The sequence below is a fragment of the Burkholderia territorii genome (assembly GCF_902833055.1).
GTDB classification, from domain to species: Bacteria; Pseudomonadota; Gammaproteobacteria; order Burkholderiales; family Burkholderiaceae; genus Burkholderia; species Burkholderia territorii.
Genome location: NZ_CADFEJ010000012.1, coordinates 142,647 through 169,175, shown reverse-complemented (window position 1 = coordinate 169,175; position 26,529 = coordinate 142,647). Strand labels below are relative to the sequence as shown.

General features: G+C 65.2%; 28 protein-coding genes. 18 read left to right on the top strand and 10 right to left on the bottom strand.

What is annotated here, in order from left to right; all coding sequences use genetic code 11:
* Window position 1 precedes the first annotated feature (1 nt).
* From HW466_RS20750 to HW466_RS20730, 5 genes are all read left to right on the top strand, one after another.
* Window positions 2–556 carry a MauE/DoxX family redox-associated membrane protein gene (locus HW466_RS20750; protein ID WP_059868049.1) on the top strand — a complete coding sequence of 185 codons (555 nt, stop codon included), beginning with the start codon at window positions 2–4 and terminating at the stop codon, window positions 554–556.
* Complete coding sequence (mauD, locus tag HW466_RS20745; protein ID WP_059504176.1) at window positions 553–1,188, top strand: methylamine dehydrogenase accessory protein MauD; 636 nt, start codon at window positions 553–555, stop codon at window positions 1,186–1,188. The genes HW466_RS20750 and mauD overlap by 4 nt, the downstream gene beginning before the upstream one ends.
* Window positions 1,189–1,226: 38 nt before the next feature.
* Complete coding sequence (locus HW466_RS20740; RefSeq protein WP_059447743.1) at window positions 1,227–1,772, top strand: methylamine dehydrogenase light chain; 546 nt, start codon at window positions 1,227–1,229, stop codon at window positions 1,770–1,772.
* Window positions 1,769–2,272, top strand: a complete 504-nt coding sequence (locus tag HW466_RS20735; protein WP_151003581.1) for a c-type cytochrome — start codon at window positions 1,769–1,771, stop codon at window positions 2,270–2,272. The genes HW466_RS20740 and HW466_RS20735 overlap by 4 nt, the downstream gene beginning before the upstream one ends.
* A gap of 89 nt (window positions 2,273–2,361) precedes the next feature.
* Window positions 2,362–2,799 carry a c-type cytochrome gene (locus HW466_RS20730; RefSeq protein WP_147957369.1) on the top strand — a complete coding sequence of 146 codons (438 nt, stop codon included), beginning with the start codon at window positions 2,362–2,364 and terminating at the stop codon, window positions 2,797–2,799.
* Window positions 2,800–3,047: 248 nt separating this feature from the next.
* Here HW466_RS20730 and HW466_RS20725 read toward each other — a convergent pair whose 3' ends face one another.
* Window positions 3,048–4,835, bottom strand: a complete 1,788-nt coding sequence (locus tag HW466_RS20725; protein ID WP_151003583.1) for a SulP family inorganic anion transporter — start codon at window positions 4,833–4,835, stop codon at window positions 3,048–3,050.
* A gap of 171 nt (window positions 4,836–5,006) precedes the next feature.
* Between HW466_RS20725 and HW466_RS20720 the strand changes: the two genes are divergently transcribed.
* Window positions 5,007–5,243, top strand: coding sequence for a hypothetical protein (locus tag HW466_RS20720; RefSeq protein ID WP_151003585.1), 237 nt, complete (start codon window positions 5,007–5,009; stop codon window positions 5,241–5,243).
* A 188-nt stretch (window positions 5,244–5,431) separates the two neighbouring features.
* Window positions 5,432–6,559 (top strand): aminotransferase class V-fold PLP-dependent enzyme, encoded by a 1,128-nt coding sequence (locus HW466_RS20715; protein WP_059447756.1) that lies wholly within the window; start codon window positions 5,432–5,434, stop codon window positions 6,557–6,559.
* A gap of 235 nt (window positions 6,560–6,794) precedes the next feature.
* Here the strand turns inward: HW466_RS20715 and HW466_RS20710 are convergent, their stop codons facing one another.
* The 6 genes from HW466_RS20710 to HW466_RS20685 all read right to left on the bottom strand — a co-directional run bounded on the left by HW466_RS20710 (window position 6,795) and on the right by HW466_RS20685 (window position 12,733).
* Window positions 6,795–8,219, bottom strand: a complete 1,425-nt coding sequence (locus tag HW466_RS20710) for a radical SAM/SPASM domain-containing protein (protein ID WP_151003587.1) — start codon at window positions 8,217–8,219, stop codon at window positions 6,795–6,797.
* Between the two features lie 35 nt (window positions 8,220–8,254).
* Window positions 8,255–8,458, bottom strand: coding sequence for a hypothetical protein (locus tag HW466_RS20705; protein WP_151003589.1), 204 nt, complete (start codon window positions 8,456–8,458; stop codon window positions 8,255–8,257).
* 290 nt (window positions 8,459–8,748) lie between these two features.
* Entirely contained in the window at window positions 8,749–9,306 is a 558-nt protein-coding gene (locus HW466_RS20700; protein ID WP_151003591.1) for a DUF6891 domain-containing protein, read from the bottom strand.
* The gene (locus HW466_RS20695; protein ID WP_151003593.1) at window positions 9,303–9,563 is read right to left on the bottom strand and encodes a hypothetical protein; all 261 of its coding nucleotides are present in this window, start codon (window positions 9,561–9,563) and stop codon (window positions 9,303–9,305) included. Before HW466_RS20695 ends, HW466_RS20700 begins: the two co-directional genes overlap by 4 nt.
* Before the next feature lie 15 nt (window positions 9,564–9,578).
* Entirely contained in the window at window positions 9,579–10,307 is a 729-nt protein-coding gene (locus HW466_RS20690) for a transporter substrate-binding domain-containing protein (RefSeq protein ID WP_151003595.1), read from the bottom strand.
* Window positions 10,308–10,432: 125 nt separating this feature from the next.
* Complete coding sequence (locus tag HW466_RS20685; protein WP_151003597.1) at window positions 10,433–12,733, bottom strand: NADP-dependent malic enzyme; 2,301 nt, start codon at window positions 12,731–12,733, stop codon at window positions 10,433–10,435.
* A 135-nt stretch (window positions 12,734–12,868) separates the two neighbouring features.
* Here HW466_RS20685 and HW466_RS20680 point away from each other — a divergent pair, with 135 nt between their 5' ends.
* From HW466_RS20680 to HW466_RS20650, 7 genes are all read left to right on the top strand, one after another.
* A complete protein-coding gene (locus HW466_RS20680; protein WP_059544296.1) occupies window positions 12,869–13,840 on the top strand; it encodes a LysR substrate-binding domain-containing protein in 972 nt (323 codons plus the stop codon).
* Window positions 13,841–14,158: 318 nt separating this feature from the next.
* The gene (locus HW466_RS20675) at window positions 14,159–15,112 is read left to right on the top strand and encodes a choline ABC transporter substrate-binding protein (protein ID WP_151003601.1); all 954 of its coding nucleotides are present in this window, start codon (window positions 14,159–14,161) and stop codon (window positions 15,110–15,112) included.
* Between the two features lie 103 nt (window positions 15,113–15,215).
* The gene (cdhC, locus tag HW466_RS20670; RefSeq protein ID WP_059504157.1) at window positions 15,216–16,145 is read left to right on the top strand and encodes a 3-dehydrocarnitine:acetyl-CoA trimethylamine transferase CdhC; all 930 of its coding nucleotides are present in this window, start codon (window positions 15,216–15,218) and stop codon (window positions 16,143–16,145) included.
* 87 nt (window positions 16,146–16,232) lie between these two features.
* Window positions 16,233–17,198, top strand: coding sequence for an L-carnitine dehydrogenase (locus HW466_RS20665; RefSeq protein WP_151003603.1), 966 nt, complete (start codon window positions 16,233–16,235; stop codon window positions 17,196–17,198).
* Between the two features lie 6 nt (window positions 17,199–17,204).
* A complete protein-coding gene (locus tag HW466_RS20660) occupies window positions 17,205–17,693 on the top strand; it encodes a thioesterase family protein (protein ID WP_059447725.1) in 489 nt (162 codons plus the stop codon).
* A 43-nt stretch (window positions 17,694–17,736) separates the two neighbouring features.
* The gene (locus HW466_RS20655) at window positions 17,737–18,693 is read left to right on the top strand and encodes an alpha/beta hydrolase (protein ID WP_174905603.1); all 957 of its coding nucleotides are present in this window, start codon (window positions 17,737–17,739) and stop codon (window positions 18,691–18,693) included.
* Between the two features lie 22 nt (window positions 18,694–18,715).
* The gene (locus HW466_RS20650; RefSeq protein WP_059504149.1) at window positions 18,716–19,912 is read left to right on the top strand and encodes a TauD/TfdA family dioxygenase; all 1,197 of its coding nucleotides are present in this window, start codon (window positions 18,716–18,718) and stop codon (window positions 19,910–19,912) included.
* A 191-nt stretch (window positions 19,913–20,103) separates the two neighbouring features.
* Here HW466_RS20650 and HW466_RS20645 read toward each other — a convergent pair whose 3' ends face one another.
* The 3 genes from HW466_RS20645 to HW466_RS20635 all read right to left on the bottom strand — a co-directional run bounded on the left by HW466_RS20645 (window position 20,104) and on the right by HW466_RS20635 (window position 22,042).
* Window positions 20,104–20,406 (bottom strand): DUF4148 domain-containing protein, encoded by a 303-nt coding sequence (locus HW466_RS20645; protein WP_059447722.1) that lies wholly within the window; start codon window positions 20,404–20,406, stop codon window positions 20,104–20,106.
* A gap of 215 nt (window positions 20,407–20,621) precedes the next feature.
* Entirely contained in the window at window positions 20,622–21,608 is a 987-nt protein-coding gene (locus tag HW466_RS20640) for an oxidoreductase (RefSeq protein WP_174905604.1), read from the bottom strand.
* Window positions 21,609–21,751: 143 nt separating this feature from the next.
* On the bottom strand, window positions 21,752–22,042 hold the full coding sequence (locus tag HW466_RS20635) for a DUF3331 domain-containing protein (protein ID WP_044847789.1): 291 nt from the start codon (window positions 22,040–22,042) through the stop codon (window positions 21,752–21,754).
* A 675-nt stretch (window positions 22,043–22,717) separates the two neighbouring features.
* Here HW466_RS20635 and HW466_RS20630 point away from each other — a divergent pair.
* The 4 genes from HW466_RS20630 (at window position 22,718) to HW466_RS20615 (ending at window position 26,523) form a co-directional block, all read left to right on the top strand.
* Entirely contained in the window at window positions 22,718–23,482 is a 765-nt protein-coding gene (locus HW466_RS20630; protein ID WP_059447720.1) for an SDR family oxidoreductase, read from the top strand.
* A 46-nt stretch (window positions 23,483–23,528) separates the two neighbouring features.
* Window positions 23,529–24,371 carry an ureidoglycolate lyase gene (locus HW466_RS20625; protein WP_059769078.1) on the top strand — a complete coding sequence of 281 codons (843 nt, stop codon included), beginning with the start codon at window positions 23,529–23,531 and terminating at the stop codon, window positions 24,369–24,371.
* A gap of 23 nt (window positions 24,372–24,394) precedes the next feature.
* Window positions 24,395–25,672: an L-fuconate dehydratase gene (locus tag HW466_RS20620; protein WP_059504143.1), complete on the top strand. Its 1,278-nt coding sequence runs from the start codon at window positions 24,395–24,397 to the stop codon at window positions 25,670–25,672.
* A gap of 74 nt (window positions 25,673–25,746) precedes the next feature.
* Window positions 25,747–26,523 (top strand): SDR family oxidoreductase, encoded by a 777-nt coding sequence (locus HW466_RS20615; protein ID WP_151005914.1) that lies wholly within the window; start codon window positions 25,747–25,749, stop codon window positions 26,521–26,523.
* Window positions 26,524–26,529 lie beyond the last annotated feature (6 nt).

The window sequence follows — 26,529 nt, the reverse complement described above, 5'->3', positions numbered from 1 at the left end:
GATGACGCTCGATCCCGTACTCGCCACCAGCGCGCAGGCCGGCGCGGCCGTCGTCGTGCTGCTCGGTGCCTTCTCGAAGATGCGCCGGCCCGCGGCGTTCCGGCAGGCACTTGCCGGCTACCGGCTGCTGCCCGATGCGCTCACCGCGCCCGCCGCGTTCGCGATTCCGCTCGCGGAAGCCGTCTGCGCCGCGGCGCTGCTGTTCCCCGATACACGCACGGGCGGCGCGCTCGGCCTGATCGCGTTGTTGCTCGTCTTCGCGGCCGGGATGACGATCAACATCGTGCGCGGCCATACCGACATCGACTGCGGCTGTTCCGGTTTCGCCGCCGCGCGCGCGGGCGCGCCGCTCGGCATCGGCTGGCTGCATGTCGCGCGCGTGCTGCTGCTCGTCGTGCTGTCCGCGACCGCGTTCGTCGAACCGGGCGGCCGCGCGATCGTGTGGTTCGACTACCTGACGCTGTTCTCTTCCGTGTTGCTGATCGTCTGCGCGCTGCTCACCGTCGACGTGCTGCTCGCCAACGTACCGCGCCTTTCCCACCTGAGGAATTCATGATGCAAACCGCTCTCACCATTTCCACGGCCTTGCTCTGGGTCGCCGTTCTCGCGCTCGGCGCGATCTGCCTCGCGCTCGTGCGCCAGATCGGCATCCTGTACGAACGCATCATGCCGGCCGGCGCGTTGATGATCGACAAGGGGCCGGCAGTCGGGGCGATCGCGCCGACGTTCGAACTGACCGACATACGCGGCTCGCAGGTGAAAGTCGGCGGTATCGACGCATCGGGCAAGGCGACGCTGCTGTTCTTCCTGTCGCCGACGTGCCCGGTGTGCAAGAAGCTGCTGCCGCTGTTGCCGTCGCTCCAGGCGAGCGAGTCGACGCCGGTGAACATCGTGCTCGCCAGCGACGGCGATCTCGACGAACACACGCGCTTCGCGCAGAAGCACGACCTCGCGCGTTTCCCGTACGTGCTGTCGCAGGAGCTCGGCCTCGCATACCAGATCGGCAAATTGCCGTATGCGGTGCTGCTCGACGACACCGGCACCGTGCGCGCGAAGGGGCTCGTCAATACGCGCGAGCATCTCGAGAGCCTGTTCGAAGCGAAAGAGCGTGGCGTCGCATCGCTGCAGCAGTTCGTGCATGGCGGTCACGCCCACGACGGCCATCAAGCGCATGCGCAGCACGCGTGAGCGGCCGATCTTCCTTCAACGTTAACGGGAGCAACGGAATGGGCCTGTTTGATTCATGGTTCGAACGGTCGGCGCGCGGCGTCGCGCAGCATAGTTCGCGGCGCAGCGCGATGGCGAAGCTTGGGAAGGTGCTGGTCGGATCGGCGATGCTGCCGCTCCTGCCGGTCGATCGCACCGCGTATGCGGCCGACGCGGCCTCGGGTGCATCGGCGGCGTCCGGTGCCGGCGCATCGGGCGCGAGCGACGATCCGACGAGCTGCGATTACTGGAAATACTGCGCGATCGACGGCTGGCTGTGCAGTTGCTGCGGCGGTACGTCGAGTAGCTGCCCGCCAGGCACCACGCCTTCGCCGATCACGTGGATCGGCACCTGCCGCAATCCGCACGACGGTTCGGACTACATCGTGTCGTACAACGACTGCTGCGGCAAGACGTCGTGCGGCAAGTGCTTCTGCAACCGCAACGAGCGCGAGAAACCGCTGTACAAGCTGTCGCTGAACAACGACATCAACTGGTGCATGGCAAACGGCAATTCGAATTACCACTGTTCCGTTTCGGTCCTGCTGGGAGCGGCCAAGCAATGAAAGTGAAGCAAGCTGGAAAGATCGTGGCCGCATGCGTGGCGGCTTCCGCCGGATTTCTGATGCTGCCGGGCGTGGCCGGTGCGCAGCAGACCGTTCATTACCCGGCGGGCAAGAGCCTGTTCGATGCGCAGTGCGCAGTGTGTCACCAGGCGGGCGGCAAGGGGCAGGACGGCCTCGCGCCGCCGTTGACCGAATACCCGGGCAAGTACGCGGCGGCCGACGCCGGCCGTGCGCAGCTCGTCGCGACGCTGTTGCACGGGATGTTCGGCGAAATCAGGGTGCACGACAAGAGCTACAACTTCAAGATGCCTTCATTCGCGAGTGCGAGCGATGACGATATCGCGAACGTGCTCAACTACGTCGTGTTCGATCTCAACGACAGGCAAGGTGACGCGAAACCGTTCACCGCCGCAGACATTCGCGCGGCGCGGGCGAAGGAGATGGACGGCGCGGCCGTTCATGCGCAACGTGCGGTCGTGACGAAGGGGCTGGGGCTGTGAAAGCCGCGCGCATTCCGCATGACGAAGGTCGACGCGCGGTTGCGTCGAGGATCAGGGCGTCCGCGACGCGCCGTCTGCACCGGGCGCTGATGGCCGCTGCCGCCTCATGCGCGATTGGCGTGCCGGCGCATGCCGACGGCGTGACCGACACGACGCTCGCGCGGCAGCACTGGGTGCTCAACTGCATGGGCTGCCATACGGCGACGGGCGACGGCATTCCGGGCAAGGTGCCGCCGCTCGCGAATTCGCTCGGTTATTTCACGCATCTGCCTGCGGGGCGCGAGTACGTGATGCGCGTGCCCGGCGCGTCGAACTCGGCGCTGTCGGACCAGGATCTCGCCGACGTACTGAACTGGGTGCTCACGACGATGAATCGCGATGCGCTGCCGCGCGATTTCAAGCCTTATACGGCTGACGAAATTGCCGCGCATCGACGGCCTGCGTTTTCCGATGTCGCGACGGTGCGAGCGAGGCTCGTGCGCGAATTGCACGAGCGCGGGATCGATGGTGTGTCCGAGCGCTACTGATTGGCGACGACGGGGCGACGATGCGTGTAGCTTCTGCGGTTGCGCCCGCACGCATCCGCAGGGAAGCCGCGCACCGGTCAAATGCGAGCGTGGCAGTGTCGAAGTACGTGCTTGTCAACTGTTGAGTCGCGCTGGCGCCCATTGGACTGCGCAAGGATCGGCGCGTGGCGCAACGTGTCGAGATGCTTTGCAGTGCCCCCCGCAGCGTCAGCGCTCGCTCCATACCGCCGCCGATATGTTGCCGGCCATCAGACCCCGCCCGAGCCGCGGGCGTCTTCCCAGTCGTGCCACTCGATTCGATGCATGTCCACATAACGGCTTACCGCTTCGCCGATCGTCGGAAAGAAGTTGTCGTCGCCGAACATGCTGTACATGCGGTAATGCTTGAGGCTGTCCTTGACGGGGCCTTTCAGCTCCGCGAACACCAGCTTGACCTGCCGCGCGGCAAGTTCGCGATGCAGCCGTTCGAGGACATCGGCAGCCGTGAGGTCGATGTCGGTCACGGGCTCCGCCGCGATGACGATCCAGCGTGCCGGCTCGGGCGATTCATCGACGGCGCGCAACACGCGTTCCCGAAAGATTTCGCCATTCGCAAAAAAGAGCGGCGCATCCCAGCGCAGCAGCACGAGCCCGGGCACGCGCCGCGCGTCCGGATGGCGCGACACGTCGTGATAGCCCTTCCGGCCGTCGACGCGCCCGAGTACGGCATCGTAAGGCCGCCACGCGCGCCACAAAAACGACAGCACGGTGAGCAGCAGTGCCAGCGCAATGCCGTTCACGACCCCGACGGCGGCAACGCCGACGAAGCACGCCACGGCCTGCATGAATTCGCTTTTGCGGAGCCGATATAGCCGCACGACGCCGGGCACCTCGATCATGTTCACGCATGCCGCGATCACGACGGCGGCCAGCACGGATTGCGGCGTATGCGCAAGCGCGCGCGGCGCGAACAGCAGCAACGCGGCAACGACGGCGGCAGCCACCACACCCGTTGCCTGCGTCTTCGCGCCGGCCGCTTCCGCGACGGGCGTGCGTGACCCGCTCGCGCTTACCGCGAACCCTTGCATCAGGCCGGCGGCGAGGTTCGACAGCCCGAGCGCGATGCATTCGTGATTCCGGTCCACGCGGGTGTCGTTGCGCAGTTCGTAGGTGCGGGACAGCACGCTGATATCCGTGAGCGATACGAGCGCGATCGCCGCTGCGCTTCCCGCGAGACGCAGCCAGCCGTCGAGGTTCACGTCGGGGATGCGCGGCACCGGCAGGCCTTGCGGAACCGCACCGACGGTTGCAACGCCGGCGCGCGTCGACAGATCGAACCACATCACCGACGCCGTCGCGCCAGCCACGGCGAGCAGTACACCCGGCATCCTGGGCCAGAGCCGTTTGCACGCGAGTATCAGCGCGAGGGAGGCGACACCGAGTGCGAACGACGTTGCGTTCACCTTCGACGCCGCGATGCCGGCGACCACGTCGCGCACCTGCTCGATGAACGATTCGCCGTTGCCCTTGTAGCCGAGGAGCTTGGGCAATTGCCCGATGCTGATCGTCAGCATGATGCCGTTCAGAAAACCGTACCGGATGGGCAGCGACAGCAGCTCGGTGACGAACCCGAGCCTGAGCACTCCGACCGCGATGCAGATCGCGCCCGCGAGTATCGCGAGCGCGCCGGCAACGGCCAGCGCATGCGCGGCATCGCCGTGAGCAAGCGGCGCGATGCTTGCGGCGATCAGCGCGACCAGCGCGGAGTCGGGGCCGAGGACGAGGATGCGGCTCGGGCCGAACAGCGCATACGCGAGCAGCGCCGCAAGCGACGCATAGAGCCCGTTGACGGCGGGCAGGCCGGCTGCGTTCGCATAGGCCATGCCGGCGGGCACGAGCACGGCACTGAGCGTGACGCCGGCCAGCAGATCGTGCGGCAGCCAATGCAATCGATAGGTGCGCGCCGCGGCGAGTCCGTTGATCCACCGCAGCAGGCCGGCATCGGGCTTGCGGGGCGGGCGGGCCGTGTGCTGGCGGGCACGGCTTTTGATGTTCATCGCAGGACGTCAGGGAACCTCGGCGGAATCGTTCGTTACGTCCGCCGGTATCGTTAAAGATTACGTTCCCGTGCCCTCGGACCGCAAGCCCGGTTTCACGATGTTGCGTTTCGATGTGCCGGTCCGACTGTCCGGCTACTTTGCTGAACGCTGGTTCGAGCCAGGCTGGCGATGGACGAAGTGATGATCGGCGGTGCGGTGGAATCGCCTGGCGGCACGCGGCCGTCACAAGGTGCACTCGTTTTGGGTTGTGCGGCCATCGGGTGCGGCGTGTTCGCCGGTTATGCATGGCTGTTTTCCGTGGCGCCGGTTCGAAGGATCTACATGCGAACCCACAAGGCACTGGACGGGGGTCTGGCCGTCGTATTCGGGATCGCGGGAATCAGGTTGCTGGCTTCGCGTCCATAGCGCGTCGACCCGTCGCGCGAACGGCACCGGATGTGCGGTGAATGAGGCAACCGCCGAAATTTCCAACGAACGGACAGCTTTCGTTAGAATCGGTCGTCTATCAGAGCAAAGCAGCGTTGCATCGGCGCAGCGGCATCCGCTCATGAACACCGCTCGCGCTCATCTCATGTCCTTTACCGGAGGCGAACGTGCCAGGATTACTTCCCGATGTCGACCGCGACGGGCTTCTCGAATATTCGGTGGTGTACACCGACCGGTCGATCAATCACATGTCGCAGCGCTTTCAAGGTGTCATGCGAGATATTTCCGCGGCGCTGAAGAAGGTTTACAACGCGAAGGCGGTCGCGATCGTCCCGGGCAGCGGGACGTTCGGCATGGAAGCCGTTGCGCGCCAGTTCGCGACGGACAAGAAGTGTCTGGTCATCCGCAATGGCTGGTTCAGTTTCCGCTGGTCGCAGATTTTCGACATGGGCCGCATTCCGGCCGAGTCGATCGTGCTGAAGGCGCGTCCGGTCGAAGCGGGCAGACAGGCCGCCTTTGCGCCGGCGCCGATCGATGAAGTCGTTGCCGCGATTCGCGAGCACAAGCCGGATCTGGTGTTCGCGCCGCACGTCGAAACCGCGTCGGGGATGATGCTCCCCGATGCGTATCTGCGTGCGGTGGCGGACGCCGTGCATGCGGTCGGCGGGATGTTCGTGCTCGACTGCATCGCGTCCGGGACGATCTGGGTCGACATGGAGGCGAGCGGTGTCGACGTGCTGATCAGCGCGCCACAAAAGGGCTGGAGCGCGTCGCCCGGCTGTGCGCTGGTGATGATGAGTCCGCTTGCACGCGAGCGCATCGATGCGACGACCAGCACCAGTTTCGCGTGCGATCTGCGCAAGTGGCTGCAGATCATGGAGGCGTACGAAGGCGGCGGTTTCGCGTACCACGCGACGATGCCGACCGACAGCCTTGCGACGCTGCGCGACGTGATCAAGGAAACGGCAGCTTACGGCTTCGACAAGGTGCGGGCGGAACAACTCGAGCTCGGCACGCGGATTCGTGCGTTGCTGGCGCAGAACGGATTCCGGAGCGTTGCGGCGGAAGGCTTCGAGGCGCCGGGTGTCGTGGTGTGCTACACCGACGATGACGATATCCGGTCCGGCAAGAAATTCGCCGATGTCGGGATGCAGATCGCGGCGGGCGTGCCGTTGCAATGCGACGAGCCGGCGGATTTCAAGACGTTCCGGATCGGCTTGTTCGGGCTCGACAAGTTGCATGACGTCGATGCGGCGGTCGGGCGGTTTGCGAGTGCGCTGGAGCGGGTGCTGTAGCGCGTTTCGAGCGGGTGGCCGAACAAGAGGCTACCGCCTGTTGGTTCCGCCTCGCGATATCGGCAATGGGTCGGTGACAGTCGACCGCGCGGGGCGGTAGCCGGCCATTGACGGCCGTTCATTCGCCCTCCCTCGCGGACGTGTGGACGTTCGCTCCTTCCCGGACAACGGACGCGAGGACTGCTAGCCCAATGCCGCTAATGGAGTTCCGACGCGAGTATCGGCGGAAAGACCCTTATGGGCGGGAAATCGGATTGACGATCCGCGCAAGTACTTCCGGATGGTTTTCGGCCAACCGTACGAATATGCGGGTCGCCGCCTCATATTTTTTTCGCTTGTAGTCACAGAGAAACAGCTGCCTTTCTGCGTGATCAGGTTGCTTCTCGATTTCTTTCCCGACATGAAAGCATTCGCCGCCGCATAGTGAACGTGCCCAGCATTCGGTGCAGTGTGACGTCTTCCCCGGTGCGCGGATTTCTGCGACGCGGACCGATTTCTGGGACTTATTGATGTCCTCAGGGAACAATTCGTAGGCTTCGTTGCCGAGATAGCGGTGACAGGCCTGCATGCGGCCGTATACGTCAAATGCGATATGGTTTCGCGTTGCTCCGCACACGACGTCCTTTACCCGGCCCAGCGCAAGGTTCGAAATTACTTCAGAAAACCATGCATGACGCACGATGCGGCCTCCGATAAAGTCACTCTCAATTTCGCTCGCCAAATCGTCGACTTCCGATAGAAGCTCGTCACGCAGAAATTCATCTACCGCGCCAACTTCAAATTCGTGAGACCCAGTGGATATATCGTTAAATCCTAGGTCTCTCAAAAATCGATACGTAGTTATCAGCCTTCCCGGTGTCAATTTATATGTCGCTCGAGCGGCCCGTATTGGGTGCGGGTAGTATTCGAAGAACTGATCGATATTGCGTTGAATCGCACCGAAGCTCCCGCTTCCATTCAGTAACTTCCTGGTCTGATTGTGCCAGGCTGGAGGCCCATCAAGGCTAAGTGAGACGCGGAGGTCGTTGCGAATAATGCTTCGTTTAACTCGTTCCTTTCCAAGGTTCAACCCGTTAGTTGTTACCAAAAGGATCAGCGACTTGTTATTTGCTCGTGCTTTTGCACGTGCAAATATCGCTAGCTTATCCAATAACCGAGGATAGAGAAACGGTTCCCCGCCGATGAACGCGAGATTAACCCGATCTCCCACGCTTAATTGTCCTAGCGTGCACAGAATCTTCCCAATCGCGTCTTTGTCAATGTCCTGCGTCTTGCGAATCTCCGTCTCGGCTGCCTCCTGAAAATTGTAGCAGTAGGTGCATCGCAGATTACATTTGAGTGTGGGGCTTATTGCAAGGTGGGTAATTGGTAGGTTCGCTTCGTCGAGCGGAAGGCGCTTCACGCTTCGGAGGGCGACAAGCTGTTTGGCCGCCGCAAAGTCAGATTCGCCGAATTGATCCAGAGACGTGATTCGGCCGTCTAGTAATTTAGAAAGTAGCGCCCCGACAGGTGAGCTGATATTGAATATGCTATTGGTTGGAATGTGATACGCGTAGTTGTGGCCGGATACTTGCAGCATGCGAACATCAACTGCATCTCTTCGTCTGTCCCAGACCTCGGAAAGCAGCGGATCTGATTTCTGATCGATAGCCTGAAGCATCTCATTTTCTCCTGCGGACGCCCACGGGGTACTTTTCACGTCGAGCAAAGGCCGTCTTCGACTCCGCGCTCGCCACTTGGCCCACACCCACAAGCGATAACTGCCTTAAGCTTTTTGACGTCCAGCTTGGACCCGACTCGTTGCAAGTCGTTGAGTGCCTCTTGCTTCTCTTTTTCGGTTGTCATCGTCGCAAATTTTTTAAGTACGTCCTTCAGTTCAGCTTTCAATTCCGGCGTCATGGTTGGCCTCCCGATTAGAAGAAGTAGATAAAGAATGGGCTAAGGCGCTGGAAAGTCAAGGAAGAGTGACGCTTACCGGAAATCCCGCGTAAGCAATGGCGGCATTCATCGCTCGCGGGCAAGAACCAGCGGATGGCCGATGGTTCTTGAAAACGGTCGTAGTGCTTCCGAAGCCGGGTACGACCGCTGCGGGTCGACCACCGCCATTGGCAACAAGCGATCGCATCATCCGAGACCTGATCTGACCTGACGTTGACCGACAGACCAGATCTCGGCCCATACACCCGCCGCTACCGATAGCGTCTCTTCCAGTCGAACGATGGAAGCTCGATACGACTGCGGACAGACCCGTTCCAGGACGTTTCGAACCCGCCACGCGCAAGCGCTTCCGCGACCTGGCGGCCCACTACCGCACCGCGCGCGTCGTCGCCGGCGAGGTCGCCGAAGGCAATCGTGAGGCCGTGTCCATCCAGCGCTCTTTCGACATCCTGTCCGTGATAAAAGCAGTACCCGTGGTAGTGTCCGTGCGGCGCGTCCTGCACGGCTTCCGAAACGTCCGAGTGGCCATCCGACATCGTGTATCCGGCGTTCGACAGCGCGCAAATGCCGTTGCCGTCCAGTTCATCGAACACGCGGTCCAGTCGATCGCAATCCGTCTCCCGAGGCCAGGACCGTTCTGCCGCAGCCTTGCGCTCGAATTCCGACTTGATGAAACCTTCCAGCCGATCCGTGTCGCAGTCCGGCTCCAGGATGTCCTCCATCATTTCCCGGACATCATCGGGGTCGTTAAAGCCCGACCAGATCCATTTGGTGATGCATTCCATCACGTATTGTTCGTTATCCGTCACGTCGTGGCCTCCAGGTGTCGTCTTCGATATTCAACGCCGCTGCCGGCCGTGACCTGCCAGCGACAGTCTTGCTCGGCAGCTCGCACCGGCGCACCGAAACCGTGTCGAACGGCGAGCGTCCCTCCGGAAAACGGTTCGGTGTCTCGACGCGTGCCAGCCGCGTCGCCCGTTTTCGCGAGCACGAGCACAAGTGTGCGCGATGCGCAGCATCCCGCGTCACCACGTCGAATGCGTTTTATCCAGTTGCCGGTGCTCATCGTCGCGGCATCGTCTCAGCGGAGGGCGGGATCGATTTCGGCACTGCTCAATCCGAATTCCGCCATGCGCGCGCGATGCGCCGGTGAGCCCAGATACGAGCGCAGCTGCCGGTTGACCGCATCGAGCAGCTCGCTGTTTTGTCGATTGAACGAGAAGGCACCCAGCGGCGGCCGCTGGTGTATCCGGTCCGCTGGCGGTTCATGCGCGACGGCCTCTAACCCTGCGCCGTCCATGCGCTTCGCCACGATCCGAAGCCCGAGCGCAGTACTGGCGTACGCGTCGACCGTGCCGGCGCGTACCGCCTCGATCGCATCGACTTGCCGGTCGAACAGGGTGATCTGATGCTCGCCCACGCCCGCGGCTTTCGCCGAGTCGTGCTGTACCTGTCCGGTAATGATGCCAACGCGTGCATCCGGACGCGCGGCAAGCGACGCATAGCGGGTGAGTTGCTTCGGGTTTCCGGCGCGAACGAGAAAGCCGTCCGAGATTCCCCATACGGGTACGCTGAACGCGACCATGGCGGCGCGTTCCGGCGTAACGAAGAGCGGAACGTTCATGTCCCAGCGGCCTGCGGCGACACCGGGCAGCAGTTCACTGAACGTCGTCAGGTGATGTTCGATCCGCGTGACACCGATCGCCCGAAGGATCTCGCCGGCGAGATCGAGGTCGGCGCCGGTTGCCGTGCCATCCGGTTGCGTCCATCCAAATGGCGGTTCGTCGAGGTATGCAATCGTTACCTTCATCGCTTCTTCTCGCCGGCAGGGACGGCCGCCGAATCGGGAGCCGATTGCCGACGATTCTAATACAGTGCTCGCAGGACAAGGGCCGGCCGCAGCCGGCCCCCATCATGCGACCACATGGGCCACGCTCACCCCGCCGCGTTCCGATTCGCCTCGATCACGGTCAACGCCGTCATGTTCACGATCCGCCGCACGGTCGCGCTCGACGTGAGAATGTTCACCGGCGCATTGACGCCCAGCAGGAACGGCCCGACCGCGACGTTGCTGCCGGCTTCCGTCTTGAGCAGGTTATAGGCGATATTCCCTGCATCGACGTTCGGACACACGAGCAGGTTCGCCGCACCCTTGAGCGGCGACATCGGCAGCAGCCGCGCGCGCAGCGACTCGTCGAGCGCACAGTCGCCATGCATTTCACCGTCCGCCTCGATATCGGGCGCGTGCGCGCGAATGATCTCGAGCGCCTTGCGCATCTTCGCGCCGGACGCCGCGCTACCCGACCCGAAGTTCGAACGCGACAGCAACGCAACCTTCGGCGAGAGATTCAGCCACTCCATCTGCCGCGCGGCCGCGATGGTGAATTCCGCGATCTGCTCCGCATCCGGGTTGTCGTTGACGTGCGTGTCGACCAGCGCGACCGTCCGCTGATTGAGCAGCAGGATGTTCATCGCCGCATAGGTCGATGCATCGGGTTTCTTGCCGATCACTTCATCGACGAAGCGCAGGTGATTGTGATACTCGCCGACCGTCCCGCAGATCATCCCGTCCGCATCGCCGAGCCGCACCATCATCGCGCCGATCAGCGTCAAGCGGCGCCGCATCTCGACGCGTGCCATTTCCTTCGAGATGCCGTCGCGGCAGCGCAGTTCCCAATACGTCGTCCAGTATTGCGGGAAGCGTTCGTCATATTCCGGGTTCGTGACTTCGACATCCTGACCGAGACGCAGGCGCAGGCCGAACCGCTCGATACGCGCGAGCAGCACCTCCGGACGCCCGACCAGGATCGGGCGCGCGAGCTTCTCGTCGACGATCACCTGCACCGCGCGCAACACGCGCTCGTCTTCACCCTCGGTGAACACGATGCGTGCCTTGCCGCCGTCACGCACGAGCTGACGCGCGCTCGCGAACAGCGGCTTCATGAATGCGCCCGAGTGGTAGACGAACTGCTGCAACTGCTCGACATACGCGTCGAGATCCGCGATCGGGCGCGTCGCCACGCCGCCTTCGATCGCGGCCTTGGCCACGGCCGGCGCGATGCGCACGATCAGGCGCGGATCGAACGGCTTCGGAATCAGGTATTGCGGACCGAACGACACTTCATCGCCGCCATAGGCTGCCGCGACGATGTCGTTCTGCTCTTCCTGCGCGAGGCCGGCGATCGCGTGAACCGCGGCGATTTCCATCTCGCGGGTGATCGTCGTTGCACCCACGTCCAGCGCACCGCGGAAAATGTACGGGAAGCACAGAACGTTGTTGACCTGGTTCGGGAAATCCGAGCGGCCCGTCGCGATCACGACGTCGTCGCGCGTCGCGTGGGCGAGCTCGGGGAAAATTTCCGGCGTCGGATTGGCGAGCGCGAGAATCAGCGGGCGCGCGGCCATTGCCTTCAGCATCTCCGGCTTCAGGATGCCGCCGACCGACAGGCCGAGGAACACGTCGGCGCCGCCGATCACGTCGGACAGCGTGCGCGCGTCGGTTTCCTGCGCGAAGCGTTCCTTGGCCGGATCCATCAACGTGGTGCGGCCGCGATAGACGACGCCTTCGATATCCGTCGCCCAGATGTTCGAGACCGGCAGACCGAGGTCGACGAGCAGGTCAAGGCAGGCCAGTGCGGCCGCACCGGCGCCCGACGTCACGACCTTCACTTCCTTGATCGACTTCCCGACCACCTTCAGCCCGTTGATGAACGCGGCGGCGACCGTGATGGCGGTGCCGTGCTGGTCGTCGTGGAAGACGGGGATCTTCATGCGTTCGCGCAGCTTGCGCTCGACGGTGAAGCACTCCGGCGCCTTGATGTCCTCGAGGTTGATCCCGCCGAAGGTCGGCTCGAGGCCCGCGATGATGTCGACGAGCTTGTCCGGATCGGTTTCGTTGATCTCGATGTCGAACACGTCGATCCCGGCGAACTTCTTGAACAGCACGGCCTTGCCTTCCATGACCGGCTTCGACGCGAGCGCGCCGATGTTGCCCAGACCCAGCACCGCGGTGCCGTTGGTGATGACGCCCACCAGATTCCCGCGGCTCGTGAAGCGATGCGCGTTCAGCGGCTCGGCGGCGATCGACTCGCACACGCTGGCGACGCCGGGCGTGTAGGCGAGCGCGAGATCGCGCTGCGTCACGAGCGGCTTGCTGGCGACGACGGAGATCTTCCCCGGGGTCGGAAACTCGTGATAGTCGTACGCGGCTTGCTGCTGGGTCTCTGTCTGTTTCATGGCTTTTGGTCCGGGCGTGCGCGCCAGGCCAGTCCCGACGCGATCCATGAGCTGATTCTAGGGATCGGCCATAAGGAGATGATTCTGTTTTAATATCGGGCCATCACTTTTTTATGATGGTACGGCGGTCCGGCAATGACATTCGACGCGAACGACGTGGTCCGGCGGCTCGGCGCGCGGCTGAAGATGCGGCATCTGATGCTGCTGCTGCAGATCCAGCAGCACGGGTCGCTGACGCGCGTCGCGGAACACATGGCCAGCAGCCAGCCCGCCGTGACGAACGCGCTGTCCGAGCTGGAAAGCATGTTCGGCACGCCGCTGTTCGAACGCTCGTCGCGCGGGATGCGGCCGACCGCGCTCGGTTCGGTCGTGCTCGAGCGCGCCAGGGCGATGCTGAAGGATCTCGACCATCTCGCCCGCGAGATGGAAGCGGTGGCCGCCGGCCACGCGGCGCATCTGCATATCGGCGTGATTCCGTTTATTTCGGGCCAGATGCTGTCGGCCGCGCTCAAGCGGCTGCAATCGCGGATGGAGCGGCGCCTGACCGTGACGATTCACGAAGGCACCAGCGACCAGCTGCTGCTCCAGCTCAAGGATCACAGCGTGGATCTCGTGATCGGGCGGGCGTCGTCGGCGGTCGACCTGGGGCAGGTCTCGTTCGAAGTCCTTTACCAGCAACAGCCGCGGATGATCGCGAGCCGGCGCCTCGCCGCCAAACTGGCCCGCATGAAGCTCGACTGGGAGAAGCTGCACGCGCTCGACTGGATTCTCGGCGCGCCGCATACGCCGATGCGCGAGCAGGTGACCGACCTGTTCCTGTCGGCCGGCATCGCGCCGCCGGTGCCGATCGTCGAAAGCTACTCGTCGAAGCTGATCGGCGAAATGATCGCGTCGAGCGACGACGCCGTGTCGATCGTGCCGGCCGATATCGCGGAAGAAATGGTGCGCATCGCTGGCGTGGCGATCGTGCCTTACTCGCTGGTCTGGACGCTGCCGCCCATCGCGCTGTTTACCCGCTCCGCCGAATCGCATGCGCCGACGCGCGATCTGCTCGTCCAGGCGCTGCGCGAGATCTGCCGGGAAACCTACGTCGAAGTGCCGCGATGACGCGTCGGGCGCCGGCCCGCCACCGCTGCGGCCGGCATCGGCGCCGCGCGTGTTCCGGCATCGCCGCCGACACGCGCTCCGCAGCATCGGGAACGCCGCATCCGGACAAACCCCGCTCCCCGGGAATTCGCCTCAAACCCCCGCCGCACAAGCCATTGCCCGCGCGTAGTGGTTTCCACCGATAGTCGCAAATAGTCAAGAAAAGGTCGCCGCCGGTCGTCTTTCGACCAATATGGCTCGTTACTTTTACTCCCACGATGCAGGCCGGGGCGCACTTCCGCGAACCCGTCGGACATCGGTCCAATCGGGAGAGAAACCATGAAGTCGACAAAGATCGCCGCGTTCGCCGCGGCCGTGCTGGCGACCGGCGCATTCGCGACCGCGGCGCACGCCGAAACGGATGCCGCGACCTGCCGCAACGTACGCTTCGCGGATATCGGCTGGACCGACATCACGTCGACCACGGCGCTCGCGTCGACGGTGTTCGAAGGGCTCGGCTACAAGCCGACGACGACGATCGCATCGGTGCCGATCTCGTTCGCCGGCCTGAAGAGCAAGCAGCTCGACGTTTCGCTCGGCTACTGGTGGCCGGTGCAGCAAAAGCAGCTTCAGCCGTTCCTCGACAGCAAGTCGATCAACGTGGTCGAACCGCCGAACCTGTCGGGGGCGAAGGCGACGCTCGCGGTGCCGAGCTACGAATACCAGGCCGGCCTGAAGACTTTCGACGACATCGCGAAACACCGCGCGGAACTCGACGGCAAGATCTACGGGATCGAGCCGGGCAGCAGCGCGAACGCGACGATCCAGAAGATGATCGACACGAATCAATACGGCCTCGGCGGCTTCAAGCTGGTCGAATCGAGCGAGGCCGGGATGCTCGTGACGGTCGAGCGCGCGATCCGCGAGAAGAAGTGGGTCGTGTTCCTCGGCTGGGAACCGCATCCGATGAACATCCAGATCAGCATGAACTACCTGTCCGGCGGCGATGCGGCGTTCGGCCCGAACTACGGCGAAGCGCGCGTGTACACGCTGACGGCGCCCGACTTCATCTCGCGCTGCCCGAACGCGGGCAAGCTCGTCGAGAACCTGCGCTTCACGACGCAGCTGGAGAACCAGCTGATGCAGTCGGTGATGAACAAGACGAAACCGTCGGAGGCCGCGAAGGCGTATCTGAAGAAGAACCCGCAGGTGCTCGATGCGTGGCTGGCCGGCGTCAAGACGTTCGACGGCAAGGACGGGCTGCCCGCCGTGAAGGCGTATCTCGGCCTGTAACGGCCCGTGCGCGCCGTCGCCGTGCGGCGGCGCGCAGCGAAAAATCATCTGTAGTACGACGGAAACCGAACGATACACATCGAATCAAGCGAGGGCTCACGGCATGAACAACGAAGTCATCATCACCTGCGCGGTCACCGGCGCGGGCGACACGGTCGGCAAGCATCCGGCGATTCCGGTCACGCCGAAGGAGATCGCGGCCGCCGCGATCGAAGCGGCGAAGGCCGGCGCGACGGTTGCGCACTGCCACGTGCGCGACCCCCAGACAGGCCGCGGCAGCCGCGACCCGAACCTGTACCGCGAAGTGGTCGACCGGATCCGCTCGGCGGACGTCGACGTGATCATCAACCTGACGGCCGGCATGGGCGGCGATCTGGAGATCGGCCCGGGCGAGGACCCGATGCGCTTCGGCAAGGGCACCGATCTCGTCGGCGGGCTCACGCGGCTCGTGCACGTCGAGGAACTGCTGCCGGAAATCTGCACGCTCGACTGCGGCACGCTGAATTTCGGCGACGGCGACTACATCTACGTGTCGACGCCCGCGCAACTGCGCGCCGGCGCGAAACGCATCCAGGAACTCGGCGTGAAGCCCGAGCTGGAAATCTTCGATACGGGCCATCTTTGGTTCGCGAAGCAGTTGCTGAAGGAAGGGCTGCTCGACGATCCGCCGCTGTTCCAGCTTTGCCTCGGCATTCCGTGGGGCGCGCCGGCCGACACCGGCACGATGAAGGCGATGGTCGACAACCTGCCGCCGGGCGCGCATTGGGCCGGCTTCGGGATCGGCCGCATGCAGATGCCGATGGTCGCGCAGGCGATGCTGCTCGGCGGTCACGTGCGCGTCGGTCTCGAAGACAACATCTGGCTCGATCGCGGCGTGCATGCGACCAACGGCACGCTCGTCGAGCGTGCGCGGGAAATCGTCGAACGCCTCGGCGGCCGCGTGCTGACGCCGGCCGAAGGGCGTCGCAAGCTCGGCCTGCCGGCGCGCGGCGAGCGTCCGCTCGAACGCCGCGCGGCGACCGAATTCGCGTGAGTTTCCAACGCGGATTCCGATTCAATGCGGCGGCGCGCACGAGCGCGGCCGCCGTCCGATTTCCCTCGATTTGAAGGATGCGTTGACATGGCAGTGAAGACCGACATCAAGACGTTCGCCGCGATCGGCACCGGCGTGATCGGCAGTGGATGGATTTGCCGTGCGCTCGCGCACGGTCTCGACGTGGTCGTCTGGGACCCGGCGCCGGGCGCGGAGGAGCGGTTGCGGGCGAACGTCGCGAACGCATGGCCCGCGCTCGAACGCGTCGGTCTCGCGCCGGGCGCCGATCCCGCGCGGCTGCGCTTCGAGTCGACGATCGAGGCCTGCGTCGCCGACGCGGATTTCATCCAGGAAAGCGCGCCGGAACGCGAGACGCTGAAGCTCGAACTGCACGAACAGATCAGCCGCGCGGCGAAGCCCGACGCAATCATCGCGTCGTCGACGTCGGGGCTGCTGCCGACCGACTTCTACGCGCGTGCGACGCATCCGGAGCGCTGCGTGGTCGGCCATCCGTTCAATCCGGTCTACCTGTTGCCGCTCGTCGAGGTGCTCGGCGGCGCGCGCACGTCGCCGGAAGCGGTCGACGCGGCGATGGCGATCTATCGCAAGCTCGGCATGCGGCCGCTGCACGTGCGCAAGGAGGTGCCGGGCTTCATCGCGGACCGGCTGCTCGAAGCGCTGTGGCGCGAGGCGCTGCATCTCGTCAATGAAGGCGTCGCGACGACCGGCGAGATCGACGATGCGATCCGCTTCGGCGCGGGCATCCGCTGGTCGTTCATGGGCACGTTCCTGACCTATACGCTGGCCGGCGGCGACGCGGGCATGCGACACTTCATGCAGCAGTTCGGCCCCGCGCTCGAACTGCCATGGACGAAGCTGGTCGCGCCGAAGCTGACCGACGAGCTGATCGACAGCGTCGTCGAGGGCACGAGCGCGCAGCAGGGCACGCGCAGCATCAAGGAACTCGAACGCTATCGCGACGAGTGCATCACCGAGGTGCTGAAGGCGATCGCCGCGGTGAAGGCGCGGCACGGGATGCGATTCGAGGACTGAGCGAACATGACCGGCGATACCCCGCTGACGATTTATCACGACGTCGTGCGGCCCGAATGGGTCGACTACAACGGCCATCTGCGCGACGCGTTCTATCTGCTGATCTTCAGCTTCGCGACCGATGCGCTGCTCGACCGCATCGGTCTCGACGATGCCGCGCGTCGCGAGCGGGGCCGCTCGGTCTACACGCTCGAAGCGCACGTGAACTATCTGCAGGAGATCAAGGAAGGCACGCGCGTGCGCGTCGACGCGCGGGTGTTCGCGCACGACGCGAAGCGGCTGCATCTGTACCTCGAACTCTTTGCGGACGGCCATGACGGCGCGGTATCGGCGAGCGAGCAGATGCTGCTGCACGTCGCCACGCGCGACGGCGCGAAGTCGGCGCCGTTCGACGACGACGTCGCCGCGCGCGTGGCCGAACTGCACGCGTTGCAGCGCGATTGCGCGGCGCCTGCGTATGCGGGGCGCGTGATCGGGCTGCCGCCGCGTCGTTAGCATCGACGTTCAACTTTCGACCTTCCACAGCGGAGCGCATACGATGCTCGAACCGGAAATCGAGGCGTTCGTCGCGGCCGTCGACGCCTGGTATCCGGCCGATGCGGCGGCGCGCTCGCCCGTCGAGCAACGCCGCGTCTACGATCGTTTCGCGGCCGCATGGACGCCCGCAACACTGCCGGCCGGCATCGTGCAGCAGGATGCCGTATGGCATGCACCGGACGGCCGCGCGATCGCGCTCCGGCGCTACGCGCCCGCGCACGGCGAGCCGCGCGGCACGGTGCTGTTCTTTCACGGCGGCGGTTTCGTCGTCGGCTCGCTCGACAGTCACGCGCTCATCACCGCGCAACTGGCGGCCGACACGGGCCTTGCCGTGATCGCGGTCGACTACCGGCTCGCGCCCGAGCACCGCGCACCGGCCGCGCTCGAGGATTGCCTGGCCGTCACGCGTGCCGCGCGCGACGCGGCGGGCTGGCCGTTCGGCCCGTACGCACGGCCGCTGACGCTCGCGGGCGACAGCGCGGGCGGCAATCTCGCGGCGGCCGTCGCGACTGCGCTGCGCGATGCGGGCGAACGCGGCATCGACGGGATCGCACTCGTGTATCCGATGCTCGGGTTCGAACCGCGATCGCCGACGCGCGAGACGGAAGCGCACGCGCCGATGCTGACGCTCGACGACGTTCATCGCTATCGCGCGCTGTATTGGGGCGATGTGGACGAAACCGCGTTGCACGACGATCCGCTGCTGCGCGCATCGGTGCCGCTCGCGGCGTCGCGCTTCGACGGGCTGCCGCCCGTGCTCGCGATCGGTGCCGAACACGATCCGCTGCGCGACGATGCGCGCGTCTATGTCGAATGCATTCTCGCGGCCGGTGGCGCCGCGCGTTACTGGAGGGGACAGGGGCTGGTGCACGGCTGCTGGCGCGCGCTCGGAACGAGCCCGCAGGCAGCGCGGATGCACCGGATGATCGGCGGGTTTCTGCTCGCACCACACGCGTAGCGGGCGTTTCCGGGAGGCAACGATGCAGGCAGCGCAACACCGTATCGAGGACTGGCGGACCTTTTCCGCCGACGCATCCATTGCGGCGGCGACGATCGGCGATGGAGCGGTGGACATCGAGTGGAGCGACGCGCGACGATCGCCGTTTCACTTCGACTGGCTGCGCGACAACTGCGCGTGTTCCGCATGCGTGCATGCACTCACGCGCGAACAGGTGTTCGAGATCGCCGATGCGCGCGAGGATCTGGCGGCGCTTGCCGTGCATGTCGAAACCGACGGCGCGCTGCACGTCGAGTGGAACGACGGGCATCGCAGTACGTGGTCGCCAGGATGGTTGCGCGCGCATGCATACGACGATGCGTCGCGCGCGGAACGCCAGGCCGCGCACGGGCGGCACGTATGGGCCGGCGACGATGCGACGGCGATCGGCGTGTTCGCGTGGCGTGACGTGATGGAAGACGACGACGCGTTGCGCGCATGGCTCGCCGCGTTGCAGCGCACCGGTTTGACGCTCGTCGAGGGTGTGCCGCCCGAACGCGGCCGGGTCGACCAGATCGCGCGTCGTGTCGGCCTGATCCGCGAAAGCAATTTCGGTGTGCTGTTCGATGTCGAATCGAAGCCGCGACCGGACAGCAATGCTTATACGTCGCTCAACCTGCCGCCGCACACCGACCTGCCGACGCGCGAATTGCAGCCGGGCGTGCAGTTCCTGCACTGTCTCGCGAACGACGCAACCGGTGGAGACAGCATTTTTCTCGACGGCTTTGCACTCGCCGATGCGCTGCGGCGCGACTATCCGGCCGATTTCGAATGCCTTGCGTCGACACCGTTCGAATTCTGGAACAAGAGTGCGAACAGCGACTACCGGTGTTCGGCGCCGGTGATCGGGCTCGATGCGCGCGGCAACGTCGCGGAAGTGCGCGTCGCGAATTTCCTGCGCGGGCCGCTCGATGCGCCGGCCGGATCGGTCGCGGCCGTCTATCGCGCGTACCGGCGGTTCCTCGCGCTCGCGCGCGAGCCGCGTTTCCGGGTGCAGCGCCGGCTGCGGGCGGGCGACATGTGGGCGTTCGACAACCGGCGCGTGCTGCATGCACGCACCGAGTTCGACCCGTCGACGGGCCGCCGGCATCTGCAGGGCTGCTATGTCGATCGCGACGAACTGCTGTCGCGCTGGCGTGTGCTGTCGCGTGCGGCGACTGCGGCAGCCGCCGCGCGTTGACCACCGCATACCGGGTCGCGACGCATGCGTCGCGGCGGAAAAAGCGCCCGGACGCAGTGCGCCCGGGCGAAGCCACCCGTTGCGGGGCGGCGGAGGTATGCGTTCCGCAAAAAAAGACGAGCCCGCATCACGGGCTCGTCCGGGTACCGTTTCTTCGCGCGGTGCGCGTGCGCCCGCGTGGGCGCATCGGCTTACTGGCCGAAGAAGATCGAGTCGCGCGCGTTCGACGACGCGGCGGCAGCCGGGGCGCCCGAGTGGACGACCGGAGCCGGCTGCGCGCCGTAGCCGCTGGCGTCGGCACCATGCACTCGCGCTTCCGCCGACTGGATGTCGTTCGGGTAGTACGGGCTCGACACGCCCGGCTTGTAGCCGGCTTGTTCAAGCTGAACCAGTTCGTTGCGGACCTGTGCGCGGGTCACGGTGCTTTGTGCGAAAGCGCCGAACGAAGCGGACAGGGCGACAGCGGCAACAACTGCGGAAACGAGCGATTTCATGATGACCTCCGGTGTTTTATTGGGTTCGCTTTCGACACCATGTCTGCAGCGATTGACTAAATCTTAGTCACCGGGTCGTTCAGGGTAAACGCTGATTTTGACGATAGATTGTTTCCGGACTGGTAACAGTTGGCGGCCTCAACAATCTTTCATTGAGCTTTCTTTTCTGTAAATGTAATAAGTCTGATGAATGCGGTGGCTGGGTGGCGCGCGACTCAGCGCACTCCGGCCGCCGCGTCGAGCGGCTTGGCGGCCGACCGGGCAACGGCCGCGCCCGAACTCAGGAAACGCACGCCCGTCGCGGCTTCGGATGCCTCCCACAGCAGCGCGGCGACCGCCACGTCGCGCGCCGCGCGCGGCACGCTTGCCGGCGCCGGCAGCCCGCGCGACTCGAACCAGCCGGACGGTCCGATATACGAGCCACCGGTGAGGTCGGGCGACGTCGCCGCGTGGATCGCGGGAAGCGCGCCCTGGTCGGCCGGTTGTGCGAGATAACGGTTCGCCGCGCGCATCAGCGCGGCGCGCGTGGGCGAACCGTCCATCGCGGGGCCCGCGAACTGCAGATTGGTCGCCGCGTAGCCGGGATGCGCGGCGACGCTGATGCCCGCGAACGCCGCACGCTGGAAGCGGCGCTGGAGTTCGATCGCGAACACCAGGTTCGCGAGCTTGCTGTCGCAGTAGGCGAGGTAACGGTTGTAGCGGTGTTCGGCCCGCAAATCGTCGACGCGGATGCGGCCGCCGCGATTGAAGCCGCTCGACATCGTCACGACCCGCGCGCGCCGCGCGGCGCGCAATGCGGGCAGCAGATGACCGGTCAACGCGAAATGGCCGAGATGGTTGGTGCCGAACTGCATCTCGAAGCCGTCGCGCGTGTGGCGCAGCGGCAGGAACATTACGCCGGCGTTGTTGCAGAGGATGTCGACGCGGCCGTGGCGGTCGGAGACGTCCGCAGCGAAGCGCTGGATCGACGCGAGATCGGCGAGGTCGAGCGGCTCGACTTCGACCCGTGCGGCGGGATGGAACCGGCGGATCGCATTGGCGGCTTGCGCGGCGCGGGCGGCATCGCGACAGCCCATCACGACGGTCGCGCCCTTGGCGGCCAGCGTTTCCGCGATGTGCCAGCCGAGGCCGCTGTTCGCGCCGGTCACGATCGCGACCTTGCCGCCTTGCGCCGGGACGTGGCGCGCGCTCCATGCATGCATGTCTGCCTCCATCGGCGCGGCGGCGGGCCGCGACGCGCTATCGTTACATTGAGTGATGTAACGATAGTCCGCGCGGGCGGGGCAGACAAGCGGGGGAACTAGACCGGCAATTCTAGGGCCGGCTTGCGCGTCGGCGTCGCGCGTTACCGGCTGCCGGCCAGCGCGAGTACTTCGGCGGCGGAGATCATCGCGGCCGCGTTCGCCGGCGCCGGGCGCTCGGCCGGGCGGAAAACTTCGTCGCCGCGCTGGATGACCTGGCGCGACAGCGCGCAGGTGCCGGTGCGCTGTGCGAAGCGGCGGCGCCAGCGCTGTTCGCCGTAGTGGCAGCGGCCCGGTTCGACCCAGCGGACGACGAGCAGCGTATCGGAGCGTTCCAGAATTTCGACGTGGACGTCGGCGGGATCGAGCACAGGCAGGGATTTGGAGGCCTTCATTTGCCGTTTCCTAAAGCTCGTGCGGTTTCGGCGGTGGCAGTGGATGTCACTACCCAACGGCGATTCCGTAGCGGTTTCCATGAGTGGTGCGCTAAATGTAAGCGTCTGTGACCGGAAAAAACATCCTGTCTGGCTCAAATTACCTTTTGCCGATTTAGAAACAATCGACGCGCATTTTCTTGAAAAACCAACGACAAAAGCGCCCCGGACGCGAACGCCCGGGGCGGAAAAGCGGACCGCGCCACCGTGTCTGCTCGCTCAGTCACGTGGACAACCGCGGGGGACGGAGGTGCCCGTCAAGGATCGGCGACGGGCGGGTGCGGTGATCCGGGAGGCGCGGTCCGGCGACACCATGATCGCGCGCGCCCCCCGTTGACACCCTGACGGGAACATGACTTTTTTGTCAGTTTCGCTCTGCGGCGACACGTCCTGCACGCGCGAGGCCGGCGCAAACCCGCGCCGGCATTGGCTCTGCGGGACAAGCGGTCGATTGCGGAAATCGGAAGAAAACGGCAAGCGAAGTCCGCGACACGGCCGCCGCCGCGATTCTGCTGCTCGGGAAAATACTGAATCACGCGATCGTGACAAATCCGGAATCACTTCCTATGATTGGTTGGACCTTTAGTCCTTTGTGCCAATCAGTCGGCGCGGCCGGCTTCTACAGGAGTGCTGCTCATGAGATTGCAGGGCAAGCGTGCGCTGGTGACGGCGGCCGGGCAGGGTATCGGCCGCGCGACCGCGCTGCGGTTCGCGAGCGAGGGCGCCGACGTGCTGGCGACCGACATCAATGAAGCCGCGCTCGCGCAACTCGCGGCCGACGCCGAACGCGCCGGCGGCGCGCTGGCCACGCGGCGGCTCGATGTGACCGATGCAGCCGACGTATCGGCACTCGCCGCGCAAGAGCGCGCGTTCGACGTGCTCTTCAACTGCGCAGGGTTCGTGCACCACGGCACGATTCTCGATTGCGACGAGGCCGCGTGGGCGTTCTCGCTGAACCTCAACGTCACGTCCATGTACCGGCTGATCCGCGCGCTGCTGCCGGCGATGCTGGCAGCGGGCGGCGCGTCGATCATCAACATGGCGTCGGCCGCGTCGAGCGTGAAGGGCGTGCCGAACCGCTTCGTCTACGGCACCACCAAGGCGGCCGTGATCGGCCTGACCAAGGCGGTCGCCGCCGATTTCGTCGAGCGGCGCATCCGTTGCAATGCGATCTGCCCGGGCACGATCGAGTCGCCGTCGCTGGAACAGCGGATCGCCGAGCAGGCGCGTACGCGCCAGGTGTCGACCGACACCGTGCGCGAGGCGTTCGTCGCGCGTCAGCCGATGGGCCGCATCGGCACCGCGGACGAAGTGGCCGCACTCGCGCTGTATCTTGCGTCGGACGAATCTTCGTTCACCACCGGCGCGATTCACCTGATCGATGGCGGCTGGTCGAACTGACCATGCGTTCCCATTCATTTTCACTTTCCGTTTCCGTTCACACGACATGAAACTGCTGAGATTTGGCGAAAAACACCATGAAAAACCGGGCCTGCTCGATGCGCAGGGAAAGATTCGCGATCTGTCGGGCGTGATCGACGACATCGCCGGCGATGCGCTCGTACCCGCGTCGCTCGCGCGGCTGCGCGACATCGACCCGTCGTCGCTGCCGCTCGTCGAAGGCACGCCGCGGCTCGGCGCGTGCGTCGGCCGCGTCGGCAAGTTCATCTGCATCGGGCTCAACTATTCCGACCACGCGGCTGAATCGGGGATGGAAGTCCCGAAGGAGCCGGTCGTGTTCGGCAAATGGACGAGCGCGATCTCGGGGCCGAACGACGACGTCGAGATTCCGCGCGGCTCGGAGAAGACCGACTGGGAAGTCGAGCTCGGCGTGGTGATCGGCCAGGGTGGCCGCTACATCGACGAAGCCGACGCGTTGTCGCACGTCGCCGGCTACTGCGTGGTGAACGACGTATCCGAGCGCGAATACCAGCTCGAGCGCGGCGGCACGTGGGACAAGGGCAAGGGCAACGACACGTTCGGCCCGCTCGGGCCCTGGCTCGTGACGGCGGACGAAGTACCCGACCCGCACGCGCTGCGGCTGTGGCTGGAGGTGGACGGCCACCGCTACCAGAACGGCACGACCGCGACGATGGTGTTCCGCGTGCCGCACCTGATCAGTTACCTGAGCCGTTTCATGAGCCTGCAGCCGGGCGACGTGATCTCGACCGGCACGCCGCCGGGCGTCGGCCTCGGGCAGAAGCCGCCGGTTTATCTGCGCGCCGGGCAGGTGATCACGCTCGGTATCGACGGGCTCGGCGAGCAGCGCCAGCGCACCGTGCAGGCCTGATTTCCTTTTACGGACGGTTCGTCATGCCTATCATTCGATCGATGCGCGTCCTCGACGTGCGCTTCCCGACTTCGCGGCAGCTCGACGGCTCCGATGCGATGAATCCGGACCCGGACTATTCGGCCGCGTATGTCGTGCTCGAAACCGACCACGACGGGCTCGAGGGCCACGGGCTGACGTTCACGATCGGGCGCGGCAACGAAATCTGCTGCGCGGCGATCGACGCGATGCGTCACCTCGTGGTCGGCCTCGACCTCGACTGGATTCGCGAGGACATGGGCCGCTTCTGGCGGCACGTGACGTCCGACAGCCAGTTGCGCTGGATCGGCCCCGACAAGGGCGCGATTCACCTGGCGACGGGCGCCGTCGTCAATGCGGTGTGGGACCTGTGGGCGAAGGCCGAGGCCAAGCCGCTATGGCGGCTCGTCGCGGACATGAGCCCCGAGGAAATCGTGCGCGCGATCGATTTCCGCTACCTGACCGATTGCCTGACGCGGGACGAAGCGCTCGACCTGCTGCGGCGGCAGGTGCCGGGCAAGGCCGAGCGGATCGCGACGCTCGAGCGCGACGGCTACCCGTGCTACACGACGTCGGCGGGCTGGCTTGGCTACAGTGACGACAAGCTGCGCCGGCTCTGTCGAGAAGCGGTGGACGCCGGTTTCGACCACGTGAAGCTGAAGGTTGGCGCGAACCTGGAGGACGACATCCGCCGCGTGACGATCGCGCGCGAAGCGATCGGCCCGGACCGCAAGCTGATGATCGATGCGAACCAGGTGTGGGAGGTCGACGTCGCGATCGACTGGGTACGCGAGCTGGCATTCGCGAAGCCGTGGTTCATCGAGGAGCCGACGAGCCCCGACGACGTCGAAGGGCACCGCAAGATCCGCGAGGCGATCGCGCCGGTGCAGGTCGCGACCGGCGAGATGTGCCAGAACCGCGTGCTGTTCAAGCAGTTCATCGCGCGCGGCGCGATCGACGTCGTGCAGATCGACGCGTGCCGGCTCGGCGGCGTGAACGAGATTCTCGCGGTGATGCTGCTCGCCGCGAAGTACGGGCTGCCGGTGTGTCCGCATGCGGGCGGCGTCGGGCTGTGCGAATACGTGCAGCATCTGTCGATGATTGACTACGTGTGCATTTCCGGCACCAAGGAAGGGCGCGTGGTCGAATACGTCGATCACCTGCACGAGCATTTCGTCGAACCGTGCGTCGTGCGCGGCGCGGCGTACATGCCGCCGACGGCACCCGGATTTTCGATCGAGATGAAGCCCGAATCGCTCGCGCAGTATCGGTTCCGCGGCTGACGCACGCGGTACGGCGACGCACGATGCGCCGCGCGCAGCCCGCGCGGCGACGACATGAACGACGGAGACGCGAAGTGGATTTGAATCTGCAAGACAAGGTCGTGATCGTGACCGGCGGCGCGTCGGGCATCGGCGCCGCGATCTCGATGCGGCTGGCCCGCGAAGGCGCGATTCCGGTGGTGTTCGCGCGCCACACGCCGGACGACGGCTTCTGGCGCGCACTCGCGCACACGCAGCCGCGCGCCGCGTGCGTGTCCGTCGAACTGCAGGAAGACGCGCAATGCCGCGATGCGGTCGCGCATACCGTCGCGCGGTTCGGCCGCATCGACGGCCTCGTCAACAATGCGGGCATCAACGACGGCATCGGGCTCGATGCCGGGCGCGACGCGTTCGTCGCATCGCTCGAGCGCAACCTGATCCACTACTACGTGATGGCGCATTACTGCGTGCCGCACCTGAAGGCGACACGCGGCGCGATCGTCAATATCTCGTCGAAGACGGCCGTGACCGGGCAGGGCAATACGAGCGGCTATTGCGCGTCGAAGGGCGCGCAACTCGCGCTGACACGCGAATGGGCGGTCGCATTGCGCAACGACGGCGTGCGCGTGAACGCGGTGATTCCGGCCGAGGTGATGACGCCGCTCTACCAGAGCTGGATCGCCGGTTTCGACGACCCGGACGCGAAGCTCGCGGAAATCGCCGGCAAGGTGCCGCTCGGCAAGCGCTTCACGAGCGCCGACGAGATTGCCGACACGGCCGTGTTCCTGCTGTCGGAACGTGCGTCGCACACGACGGGCCAGTGGCTGTTCGTCGATGGCGGCTATACGCATCTCGATCGCGCGATCGACTGAGGGCAT

What these genes read in the sequence shown, in the direction of transcription:
- HW466_RS20750 (WP_059868049.1), top strand. Translation starts at nt 2, where the DNA reads ATGACGCTCGATCCCGTACTCGCCACCAGCGCGCAGGCCGGCGCGGCC.
- mauD (WP_059504176.1), top strand. Translation starts at nt 553, where the DNA reads ATGATGCAAACCGCTCTCACCATTTCCACGGCCTTGCTCTGGGTCGCC.
- HW466_RS20740 (WP_059447743.1), top strand. Translation starts at nt 1,227, where the DNA reads ATGGGCCTGTTTGATTCATGGTTCGAACGGTCGGCGCGCGGCGTCGCG.
- HW466_RS20735 (WP_151003581.1), top strand. Translation starts at nt 1,769, where the DNA reads ATGAAAGTGAAGCAAGCTGGAAAGATCGTGGCCGCATGCGTGGCGGCT.
- HW466_RS20730 (WP_147957369.1), top strand. Translation starts at nt 2,362, where the DNA reads ATGGCCGCTGCCGCCTCATGCGCGATTGGCGTGCCGGCGCATGCCGAC.
- HW466_RS20725 (WP_151003583.1), bottom strand. Translation starts at nt 4,835, where the DNA reads ATGAACATCAAAAGCCGTGCCCGCCAGCACACGGCCCGCCCGCCCCGC.
- HW466_RS20720 (WP_151003585.1), top strand. Translation starts at nt 5,007, where the DNA reads ATGGACGAAGTGATGATCGGCGGTGCGGTGGAATCGCCTGGCGGCACG.
- HW466_RS20710 (WP_151003587.1), bottom strand. Translation starts at nt 8,219, where the DNA reads ATGCTTCAGGCTATCGATCAGAAATCAGATCCGCTGCTTTCCGAGGTC.
- HW466_RS20705 (WP_151003589.1), bottom strand. Translation starts at nt 8,458, where the DNA reads ATGACGCCGGAATTGAAAGCTGAACTGAAGGACGTACTTAAAAAATTT.
- HW466_RS20695 (WP_151003593.1), bottom strand. Translation starts at nt 9,563, where the DNA reads ATGAGCACCGGCAACTGGATAAAACGCATTCGACGTGGTGACGCGGGA.
- HW466_RS20690 (WP_151003595.1), bottom strand. Translation starts at nt 10,307, where the DNA reads ATGAAGGTAACGATTGCATACCTCGACGAACCGCCATTTGGATGGACG.
- HW466_RS20685 (WP_151003597.1), bottom strand. Translation starts at nt 12,733, where the DNA reads ATGAAACAGACAGAGACCCAGCAGCAAGCCGCGTACGACTATCACGAG.
- HW466_RS20680 (WP_059544296.1), top strand. Translation starts at nt 12,869, where the DNA reads ATGACATTCGACGCGAACGACGTGGTCCGGCGGCTCGGCGCGCGGCTG.
- HW466_RS20675 (WP_151003601.1), top strand. Translation starts at nt 14,159, where the DNA reads ATGAAGTCGACAAAGATCGCCGCGTTCGCCGCGGCCGTGCTGGCGACC.
- cdhC (WP_059504157.1), top strand. Translation starts at nt 15,216, where the DNA reads ATGAACAACGAAGTCATCATCACCTGCGCGGTCACCGGCGCGGGCGAC.
- HW466_RS20665 (WP_151003603.1), top strand. Translation starts at nt 16,233, where the DNA reads ATGGCAGTGAAGACCGACATCAAGACGTTCGCCGCGATCGGCACCGGC.
- HW466_RS20660 (WP_059447725.1), top strand. Translation starts at nt 17,205, where the DNA reads ATGACCGGCGATACCCCGCTGACGATTTATCACGACGTCGTGCGGCCC.
- HW466_RS20655 (WP_174905603.1), top strand. Translation starts at nt 17,737, where the DNA reads ATGCTCGAACCGGAAATCGAGGCGTTCGTCGCGGCCGTCGACGCCTGG.
- HW466_RS20650 (WP_059504149.1), top strand. Translation starts at nt 18,716, where the DNA reads ATGCAGGCAGCGCAACACCGTATCGAGGACTGGCGGACCTTTTCCGCC.
- HW466_RS20645 (WP_059447722.1), bottom strand. Translation starts at nt 20,406, where the DNA reads ATGAAATCGCTCGTTTCCGCAGTTGTTGCCGCTGTCGCCCTGTCCGCT.
- HW466_RS20640 (WP_174905604.1), bottom strand. Translation starts at nt 21,608, where the DNA reads ATGCATGCATGGAGCGCGCGCCACGTCCCGGCGCAAGGCGGCAAGGTC.
- HW466_RS20635 (WP_044847789.1), bottom strand. Translation starts at nt 22,042, where the DNA reads ATGAAGGCCTCCAAATCCCTGCCTGTGCTCGATCCCGCCGACGTCCAC.
- HW466_RS20630 (WP_059447720.1), top strand. Translation starts at nt 22,718, where the DNA reads ATGAGATTGCAGGGCAAGCGTGCGCTGGTGACGGCGGCCGGGCAGGGT.
- HW466_RS20625 (WP_059769078.1), top strand. Translation starts at nt 23,529, where the DNA reads ATGAAACTGCTGAGATTTGGCGAAAAACACCATGAAAAACCGGGCCTG.
- HW466_RS20620 (WP_059504143.1), top strand. Translation starts at nt 24,395, where the DNA reads ATGCCTATCATTCGATCGATGCGCGTCCTCGACGTGCGCTTCCCGACT.